Consider the following 8,720-nt stretch of genomic DNA (forward strand, 5'->3'; position numbering starts at 1 on the left):
CCCGGACGGGCGGACCCGCCGGGGCCGCCCGGACCGGCCGCCCCGGGTCAGCTCACGTGGTGCTCGACGCAGATCTGCTCGATCCGGTGCGCGAGTTCCAGGTCGAGTTCGGTGATCTTCCCGCCGACGCTGTGGGTGTTCACCGAGACCTTCAGCTTGTTGTAGCTCAGCGTCAGATCGGCGTGGTGGTTGAGCGTCTCCTGGACCCGGGCGATCTGGGCGACCGTCGCCGCGGCGGACAGGTGGCCCTCGAAGGTGTACGTCCGTTCCAGCCGGTCGCCGGGCGCGCTCCAGCCCGGCAGCTCGGCGAGCGCGTTGTCGATCTCCTGGCGCGAGAGCGGTTCCGGTGCCATGTCGTACTGCCTCCGTCCAGCGGTTCGGCCGCGGGGTTCCGGGCCGTGTTTCCGACGTGTTCCACGTATTCCGGCGTGTTCCGGCGTGTTCCCGCTCCCAGCCTGCCAGTCCCGGCGGCCGCGGGCGGCATGACGCGCCCCGGGGTGGTGCTGGACCCCCGGCCGACAGGGGGGCGGGCCCCAGCACCGGGAGACCGGCGGACCGGTTGGGATCAGGAGGCCGCGGGCCCTCATACTCACCCCATGACGACAAGCATCGACGTCCCGGCCTCCGCCGGGCGCACCGGGCAGGCCGCCGGTCCGCGGGACGGCAGCGACTTCGCCCGGCTGGCCAGGCGGATAACCGACGCCGGTCTGCTGGAGCGCCGCCCCCGGTACTACACAATCCGGCTGTCTCTGGTGGCCAGTGCCTTCCTCGCCGGGTGGGCGGCTTTCGCCGTGCTGGGCGACTCGTGGTGGCAACTCGCCGTCGCGGGCTTCCTGGCCATGGTCTTCGGCCAGACAGCGCTGATCACCCACGACCTCGCGCACCGGCAGATCTTCCGCTCCCGCCGCGCGAGCGAGGTGGGCGGCCGGCTGTTCGGCAATCTCGGCATCGGGATGAGCTACGGCTGGTGGATGAACAAGCACACCCGGCACCACGCCAACCCCAACCACGAGGAGCTGGACCCGGACGTCTCGCCGGACATCCTGGTCTGGTCGCGGGACCAGGCCCGGGCGAGCCGGGGCCTGCCGCGCTTCATCGGCCGGTGGCAGGCGTACCTCTTCTTCCCGCTGCTGACCCTGGAGGGCTTCAACCTGCACGTGTCGAGCGTGCGGGCGCTGCGTGCCCCGTCGATGAAGCGCCGGGGCCTGGAGGCGGCCCTGCTGTTCACGCATCTCGCCGTCTATCTCGGCGCGCTCTTCCTCGTGCTGTCCCCGGGCAAGGCCGTGGCCTTCCTCTTCGTCCACCAGGCCGTGTTCGGTGTCTATCTGGGCTGCACCTTCGCGCCCAACCACAAGGGCATGCCCACCTTCACCGGCGACGACCGGCCCGACTTCCTGCGCCGCCAGGTGCTGACCTCCCGCAACGTCCGCGGCGGCCGGGCCACCGACCTGCTGCTCGGCGGCCTCAACTACCAGATAGAGCACCATCTCTTCCCCAGCATGCCCACCCCGCATCTGCGCCGCGCCCGGCTCCTCGTCCGCGACTACTGCGCCGAGCTGGACATCCCGTACCACGAGACGGGACTGCTGGCCTCCTACCGTGAGGCGCTGAGTCATCTGCACGCCGTGGGCGCGCCGCTGCGGCGGTGACCCGGCCGGGCCCGGCCGGGTCACCCGGCGCGCCGCTCCGGTTCGCCGGCCGGGCCGTCCGCCGCCACCGGGACCTGCGGGCCGTCGGCCTCGTCCAGCCAGCGCCGCAGCACCCGGTGCACCTCCTCGGCGCCGGTGAGCGTGTCGCTCACCGCGCCGGGGGGCGACAGTTCGGCGGGCCACAGCAGGAACGGGTGGTCCTGGCAGCCGCCGAGGCCGCCGTGCGAGCCGATCTGCGGCTCGAACGCGTGCACCTCGCCGGTGTGCGGGTCGTACCGGGAGTTGACCATGATGTCCGCCGCGTGCGGGAAGCCCGCGGTGCGCCGGACGAGGTCCGCCGCGGCGGGCCCGAACGGGGCCAGCGGGTCCTCGCCGACCACCACGCCCCGGTCCAGCCGGTGCTCGGCGCCGTCCCGTCCCAGCACCACCGGCCCGTGCTCCTCGCTGCGCACCAGCACGAAACCGATGCCGGGATGGTCGGCGAGCGTGTGCAGCAGCCCGGGCCAGCGCCGGTCGATCTCCTCCATGGGTACCCGGCCGGGCAGCGCCGGGAAGCTGATCAGCCCGAGGTTGCCGGAGCCCAGCACGACGGGTTCGGGTCCCGGGCCGCCGCGGCGGCGGCGCGCCCCCCGCTGCTTCTCCGCCTCCTCCGGCCGGTGCAGCGCCGCGCGGGCCACGGCGCGCGCCTCGGCGCCGCCCGGTCCGCTCTCGGCCCGCCGCCCGGACGGGATCCGGCGGGCGCCGGACGTGCCGCGGACACCGGCCCGCACCAGTTCCTCCAGCGTCAGTCCGTAGGCGTCGGCGAAGGGGCGGCCCGGGCTCTGGCCGTGGTCGGAGAGCAGCACGATGCGGTACTCGCGGGGCGCGAGCCGGGCCGCCTTCGCGATCAGCCGGATGCTGCGGTCGAGCCGGCCGAGGACCTGCTGGGCGTCGCTGCTGTGCGGGCCGGAGTGGTGGGCCACCTCGTCGTACGCCACCAGGTCGGCGTAGACGACGGTGCGCCCGGCGAGCATGTCGCCGATGACCGCGGCCACGACCACGTCCCGTTCGACGACGGTCGCGAAGGCGCGGATGAACGGGTAGAGCCCGCCGCGCTTGACCCGCGGCTGGTCGCCGCGCGCCCGGGCCCGGACCGCCTGGGTGATCTCGCGGAACACCTCGGCGACGTACGACATGGCGGTACGGGTCGCGTTGGCGGGGTCGGAGAAGTACGCGAAGTAGCCCGCGCGGGACCGGGTTCCGCGCTCCCGCCGGGCGGCGACGGACAGCACGAGCGCGAGCTGCTGCGCGCCGCCGCTGAACAGGTTGCCGCGGCTGGCGCCGTCGCGGGTGAGCAGCCCGCCGTGGCCGGTGCGCTCGACCGCCCGGCGCTGGAGTTCGGCGACGCCGGCGGGCGAACTGCACACCATGACGCGGCCGGTCTCCTTCTCGTACCAGCGGAAGGCGGGCACGTCGAAGTTGGTGCCGTGCAGGATGCCCAGCTGGCTGGCGCCGGTCTGGCTGGACCAGTCGGCGCGCCACCGGGTCAGCCGGTGGGTGCCCTCGGCGCACCAGGAGGCCACGGTCTCCATCACCGGCGGCAGCACCCGGCCGGTGCCCGGCACGTTCCGCGGCCGCAGGGCCTCGCTCAGCACGTCGTGGCCCACGCCGTCGAGCTGGAGGAACAGCGTGCCCGGCCGGCCGTTCCACCGGCCCGGCTCCGACCTCAGCCGTCTTCGCCGGCGGCGGGTGGCGAGCCGGTACAGCCGCCGCCGGTACGCCCCGTCGTCGCGCACCGCCAGGGCCGTGCTGGTCGCGGAGGCGACGGCGGACATGACGGCGGCGACCAGCACCGCCGTCTCGGGCGGCATCTCGCTGGTGTCGTCCGCGACCAGCTTGAGGGCGGCCAGCAGCATCGTGCCGTTGAGGAAGAACACCAGCAGGCCGCACACCAGCGCCGGTACGAGCAGCAGGGCGCGCACCAGCAGCGGCCACACCAGCGCGCTGAGCAGACCGAACGCCCCGGCGCCGAAGGCCGCCGTGCGGGCGATGGTGGTGGGGCTGTCGCCGTCGGGCGACTGGATGCGGAAGTCCGGCAGGGCACCCGCGAGCACGAGCATCGTCAGGGTGCCCGCCGCCCACACCACGAGCATCCGGAACACGGCGCCGCCCGCCGCCCGCCACGCGCTTCCCACCACGCCGTTCCCACCTCGTCCGTCCACCCTGGCCCGCGGTACGGGCAGGGCTCCAGCCTGTCACAGCGGGGGCCGGCGGCCGGGCAGGCGGGTCGGGGCGCGGGAGGCACCGGGGGTGCGGACGGCGCGCGCGGCGGGTTCGCGGGTCAGCGCGCGCGGAGTTCCGCGACGATCCGCGCGACGGCCGGGACGGGCACGCCGTGCCGCTCGGCGGCGCGCAGCACGGAGCCGCCGATCGCGTCCAGCTCCAGCGGCCGGCCCGCCTCGGCGTCGCGCTGCATGGAGGACTTCGTCCCGGCCGGGGCCTCGTCGGCGAAGCCGAGCACCCGCTGCGGGTCGACGGCGGCGCCCTCGGCGCGCGCGACGGCCGTGATCTCGTCGAGCAGCGCGGTCAGTTCCGCGCGCCGCTCGGTCCGTACGGTGCCGATGGGGGCCGCGTACCGGGTGGTGAGCAGCGCCATCGGGGCGAGGAAGGCCAGCTTGTCCCAGAGCATCGCGGCCTCGTCGTCCCGGACTGCGGCGCCCAGGCCGGCGTCCTTCAGCAGCGCGGCGACCCGCTCGACGCGCTCCCGGGGCACCGCTCCGGCGGCCAGTTCCACTCCGGCGAACGGGCTGGTGTGCTCGATGCGGCCGGGCGCCACCCGGGTGGACTCGATCCGGATCACGGCAGCCGCGACCTGCTCGCGCGGATAGCGGGCGCGCAGCGGCGCGAGATGGTCGAGGCCGTTGAGCAGCGGCACGACGAGGCCGTGGCCGAGCCTGTCGGCGGGGACCCGGTCGAGGGCTGCGCCGAGCGCCGTCTCCTTGACGGCGACCAGGCACAGGTCGACCGGCCCGGGCAGTTCACCGGCCGCGTCGACCTCCGCCCGGAAGTCGCCGAACCGCTCGCTGCGGACCCGGATGCCGTCCGTGCGCAGGGCCTCGGCCGTGCCGGGACCGGCCAGGCAGAGCACGCGGTGCCCGGCGCGGGCGAGCAGCGCGGCCGTGAGCCCGCCGACGCCTCCGGGGCCGAGCACGGCCACCGTCCAGGGCTTCTCCGCCGCGGCGGGGGTCTCCGGCACCGCCGAAGGGCTTTCCGCCGCCGAGGGGTTCCCCGGCTCCGGGGGCTTCCCCGTCGCCGCCGGACGGTTCTCCGCCGAGGGGTTACCCGTCTCCGAGGGCTGCTGTGTCACCGTCACCACTCCTCCCGCCACGGCCGGGGCTCTCTCCGCCGCGCGGCCTCACCGTACCGATCACCGGTGCCGGGCGTCATCGGCGGACCTGCGGGAAGACTTCCGCGCACGGACACGGCGCGCGGGGCGTCCGTCCCGGCCGGGCGTTACGCTCGGCCGGTGAGGGGCGGCCCCGGCCGCGCGGAGCAGGGAGGTGGCGGCGCATGTCGGTGGAGATCACCTGGTGGGGTCATGCCACCGCGACGGTCGCCGACTCCGGGGTCCGGGTGCTCACCGACCCGTTGTTCGCCCAGCGGCTGGCGCATCTGCGGCGGCGCCGCGGGGCGGTGCCACCGCCCGAGGCGGCGGTCGCCGACGTCGCGCTGGTCTCGCACCTGCACGCCGACCATCTGCACCCGCGCTCGCTGGCCCGGCTCTCCCCCGGCACCCGGCTGCTCGTGCCGCGCGGTGCGCAGCGCGCCGTGCCGGGGCTGCGCAGGCTGGCGGCCGGGGGGATGCGGGTCACCGAGATGGAGCCCGGTGACGAGGCCGAGGTCGGCGCGGTCACGATCCGGGCCGTGCCCGCGGCGCACGACGGGCGGCGGCTGCCGTTCGGTCCGCACCGCTCCCCCGCGCTCGGCTATCTGGTGCGGGGCGGGTCGACGACGTACTTCGCCGGGGACACCGGGCTGTTCGACGGCATGGCCGAGGCGGTCGGCCCGTGCGACGTGGCGCTGCTGCCGGTCGGCGGCTGGGGTCCGTATCTGGGCAGCGGGCACCTGGACGCGGTCCGGGCGGCGCGGGCGCTGGCCCGGCTCGGGCCGCGCTGCGCGGTGCCGGTGCACTACGGCACGTACTGGCCGATCGGGATGGACCCGGTGCGGCCGCACGAGTTCCACGCTCCGGGCGACGAGTTCGTCCGGCACGCGGCACGGCTCGCGCCGGAGGTGACGGTGCACCTGCTGGGGCACGGGCAGAGTGTGCGCGCGGAGGCCGCGCGGTGACCTTACTGGCCGGCGGGCACGCCATGGGCGGCCCGATGGGGGACGTGCTGGGATCGGTGACACCGGAGATGACGCAGCAGGCGGTCGGCCCCTCGCTGTTCCTGCTGGTGGTGCTGGGCTCGCTGGTGCCGGTGGTGCCGACGGGCGCGGTGGTGAGTTCGGCGGCGGTGGTGGCCTTTCACCAGGGTTCTCCCGTCGCGCTGCTGATGGTGTTTCTCGTGGCGTCGCTGGCCGCCTTCATCGGCGACATGACCCTGTACTGGCTCGGCCGGCGCGGCGTGCGGTCCGGCAGCGGCTCGCGCTGGCTGGAGCGGCTGCGGGACCGGGCGGCACCCGACCGGCTGGAGGCCGCGCGGGAGCGGCTCGCGCGGCACGAGGTGGCGGTGCTGGTGGTGTCCCGGCTGCTCCCGGCGGGCCGGATCCCGGTGATGCTGGCGTGCCTGCTGTCGGAGATGCCGGTACGGCGTTTCGTACGGGGCGACCTGCCGGCCTGTCTGGCGTGGACGGTCACGTACCAGCTGATCGGCATCGCGGGCGGCTCGCTGTTCCCCGAGCCCTGGGAGGGCGTGCTGGCGGCGGTCGGGCTGACGCTGGCCGTGAGCGCGGCGCCCTCCGCCTGGCGCCGGGTGCGCCGCGCGGCGCACAGCGGGACGGAGAGCTGAGCCGGGGCGGAAACCGGGGCGGGGGTGCGAGGCCGGGGCCCGGGGAACGAGCAGACGCGGCATCCGGGCGGTGATCCGGAACGGGCCGGTCAACAGGCGCACCAAGTCTGCCGCCGGCAGGCCGCCGGCCTGCCACCGCAGGGCGTACGAGCAGCGCGACACCGCCGGACGCCGACCGCCCGAAGCAGTGGCGCGGTGTCACCACCCGCCGGGGGAAGACCGCGGCGACCCGCCCGGCCGGGCTTCACCTCCCCGGCGTCTCCCTCCGGTCCGCCCGATGCCCCCGGGACATCGGTCAGCCCCAGATGAGCGGGTCGAGATGGAGGCAGAAGCGCAGGCGGTCGTGGTCGAGGGCGGTGCCGTACCTCTCGGCGAAGGCCGTGTCCGCGCCCCGGGCCTGCTCCTCGTCCGTCCATGTCTCCCGCGCATTGGCGAGCAGCAGTGCCAGGTCGGAGCAGCGGTCGGCCAGTCCGAGGCGGCCCAGGTCGATGAAGCCCGAGACGTCCAGGGTCCTCGGATCGAGGACGATGTTGGGCAGGCACAGGTCTCCGTGGCGGACGACCGTGTCGGCGGCTTCCTGCTCCCGCCGCCGTGGGACCTGCCGGGTGAGGCGGTCCAGCAGCTCCGCGGGGGGCGTGTGCTGCTGCTCGACGGGGAGGAACCCGGGGTTGACGGCGCCACGCGCCACGACGTCGCGCGCCACGGCGACCATGGCGTCCACACCCCGGCGGAACGGGCACCGCGACACGGGCACCTCGTGCAGCCGGCGGACCGCGTCCGCGATCCGTCCCCAGGCAACCCGCAGGTCCTCGGCGGGCACCTGATCAGCGGGTACGCCGGAGACAGTACTCGTCACCAGACGGCCGCCGGTGCCACCGGACCGCCAGTCGAGCACTCGGGGACCGGGGACACCCTGATCGCTCAGCCATGCGCCCCGGTCGCGTTCGGCCTCCAGGTCGGCCGCGTCCCCGGCGGGCACGCACTTGGCATGGCGAGTGGCGTCCGCGCTGCGGAAGACGGCCGCTCCCGACTCGCCCCCGGTGACAGGCAACCAGTCGCCGTCGTCCACGCCGAGCGTCAGCCGGCCACGGATGCGGACAGCACCCGGGACGCGCCGATGGGCAGGTCCCACAGCCTCTCGCGGGGGAGCCCCGCGGCCTCCCAGGCGGCCCGTACCCGGGTGAGCGGCTCCAGCGGCGGTTCGGCGGAGAGCAGGAACGTCCCCCAGTGCATCGGCGCCATCCGGTGCGCGCCGAGGTCCAGGCAGGCCCGGACGGCCTCCTCCGGATCGGTGTGCACGGGGCGCAGCAGCGCGGGCGGGTCGTACGCCCCGATCGGCAGCAGGGTCAGGTCGATCCCCGGGCAGCGGTCCCCGATCTCCGTGAACCAGTGGCCGTAGCCGGTGTCGCCCGCGAAGTGGACCCGCTGCCCGCCGGGGCCGGTCAGGATCCAGCCGCCCCACAGCGAGCGGCAGGTGTCGGTCAGGGTGCGCCTGCTCCAGTGGTGGGCGGGAACGAAGTCGAAGCGGACGGTTCCGCCCTCGGGCGCGGGCAGTTCCACCGCTTCCCACCAGTCGAGTTCCGTGACCCGGGTGAACCCGCGGCGGCGGCACCAGGCGCCCAGCCCGGCCGGTACGAGCAGGTGGGTGTCGCGCGGCAGCCGCTTCAGCGTGGGCGCGTCGAGGTGGTCGTAGTGGTTGTGGCTGATGACGACCGCGTCGACGGGCGGCAGCGTCTCCCACGGGACGCCGACGGGCGTCACCCGGGCCGGGGTGCCGAGGATGCGGCGTGACCAGACCGGGTCGGTGAGCACGGTGAGGCCGCCGGTCCGCAGCACCCAGCTGGCGTGGCCGGCCCAGGTCACCGCCGTCTCCCCCGGGCCCGGTTCCGGCAGCGGGCCGGGGGCCACGGGCAGCCGGTGCAGGTCGCGCAGCGCCTCGGCGGCCGGGCGCACGGTGCCCTCGCGGGCCATCCGGGACAGTCCGCGCAGCCCCGGAAGCGGCGCGGTGAGCCGGTCCGCGAAGGACGGGGGCCAGAGGCGGATCTCGCCCGGGGGACGCGGCTCGGCGGCCGGGAGGGTC

At 75.6% G+C, this 8,720-nt stretch carries 8 protein-coding genes; 3 read left to right on the top strand and 5 right to left on the bottom strand.

What is annotated here, in order from left to right; translation table 11 throughout:
• Positions 1 to 47: 47 nt before the first annotated feature.
• On the bottom strand, positions 48 to 353 hold the full coding sequence (locus GCU69_RS07635) for a 4a-hydroxytetrahydrobiopterin dehydratase (protein ID WP_098754404.1): 306 nt from the start codon (positions 351 to 353) through the stop codon (positions 48 to 50).
• Positions 354 to 596: 243 nt separating this feature from the next.
• Here GCU69_RS07635 and GCU69_RS07640 point away from each other — a divergent pair, with 243 nt between their 5' ends.
• A complete protein-coding gene (locus GCU69_RS07640) occupies positions 597 to 1,649 on the top strand; it encodes a fatty acid desaturase family protein (protein ID WP_098754403.1) in 1,053 nt (350 codons plus the stop codon).
• A 20-nt stretch (positions 1,650 to 1,669) separates the two neighbouring features.
• Here the strand turns inward: GCU69_RS07640 and GCU69_RS07645 are convergent, their stop codons facing one another.
• Positions 1,670 to 3,781 (bottom strand): phage holin family protein, encoded by a 2,112-nt coding sequence (locus GCU69_RS07645; protein ID WP_156205481.1) that lies wholly within the window; start codon positions 3,779 to 3,781, stop codon positions 1,670 to 1,672.
• Positions 3,782 to 3,969: 188 nt separating this feature from the next.
• Positions 3,970 to 4,884, bottom strand: coding sequence for a ketopantoate reductase family protein (locus tag GCU69_RS07650; protein ID WP_098754402.1), 915 nt, complete (start codon positions 4,882 to 4,884; stop codon positions 3,970 to 3,972).
• A gap of 314 nt (positions 4,885 to 5,198) precedes the next feature.
• On the opposite strand from GCU69_RS07650, the gene GCU69_RS07655 reads away from it, so the two are divergent.
• Together GCU69_RS07655 and GCU69_RS07660 are read left to right on the top strand one after the other, a co-directional pair.
• The gene (locus GCU69_RS07655; protein ID WP_098754401.1) at positions 5,199 to 5,978 is read left to right on the top strand and encodes an MBL fold metallo-hydrolase; all 780 of its coding nucleotides are present in this window, start codon (positions 5,199 to 5,201) and stop codon (positions 5,976 to 5,978) included.
• A gap of 23 nt (positions 5,979 to 6,001) precedes the next feature.
• Positions 6,002 to 6,640: a DedA family protein gene (locus GCU69_RS07660; RefSeq protein WP_235978304.1), complete on the top strand. Its 639-nt coding sequence runs from the start codon at positions 6,002 to 6,004 to the stop codon at positions 6,638 to 6,640.
• Positions 6,641 to 6,935: 295 nt separating this feature from the next.
• On the opposite strand, the gene GCU69_RS07665 is transcribed toward GCU69_RS07660, so the two are convergent.
• Positions 6,936 to 7,733, bottom strand: a complete 798-nt coding sequence (locus GCU69_RS07665) for an APH(3'') family aminoglycoside O-phosphotransferase (RefSeq protein ID WP_156205483.1) — start codon at positions 7,731 to 7,733, stop codon at positions 6,936 to 6,938.
• On the bottom strand, positions 7,718 to 8,720 hold a 1,003-nt coding region (locus GCU69_RS07670; RefSeq protein ID WP_235978303.1), incomplete at its 5' end, for an MBL fold metallo-hydrolase. The genes GCU69_RS07670 and GCU69_RS07665, both read right to left, overlap by 16 nt.

Source organism: Streptomyces lycii (genome assembly GCF_009735685.1).
GTDB lineage: Bacteria > Actinomycetota > Actinomycetes > Streptomycetales > Streptomycetaceae > Streptomyces > Streptomyces lycii.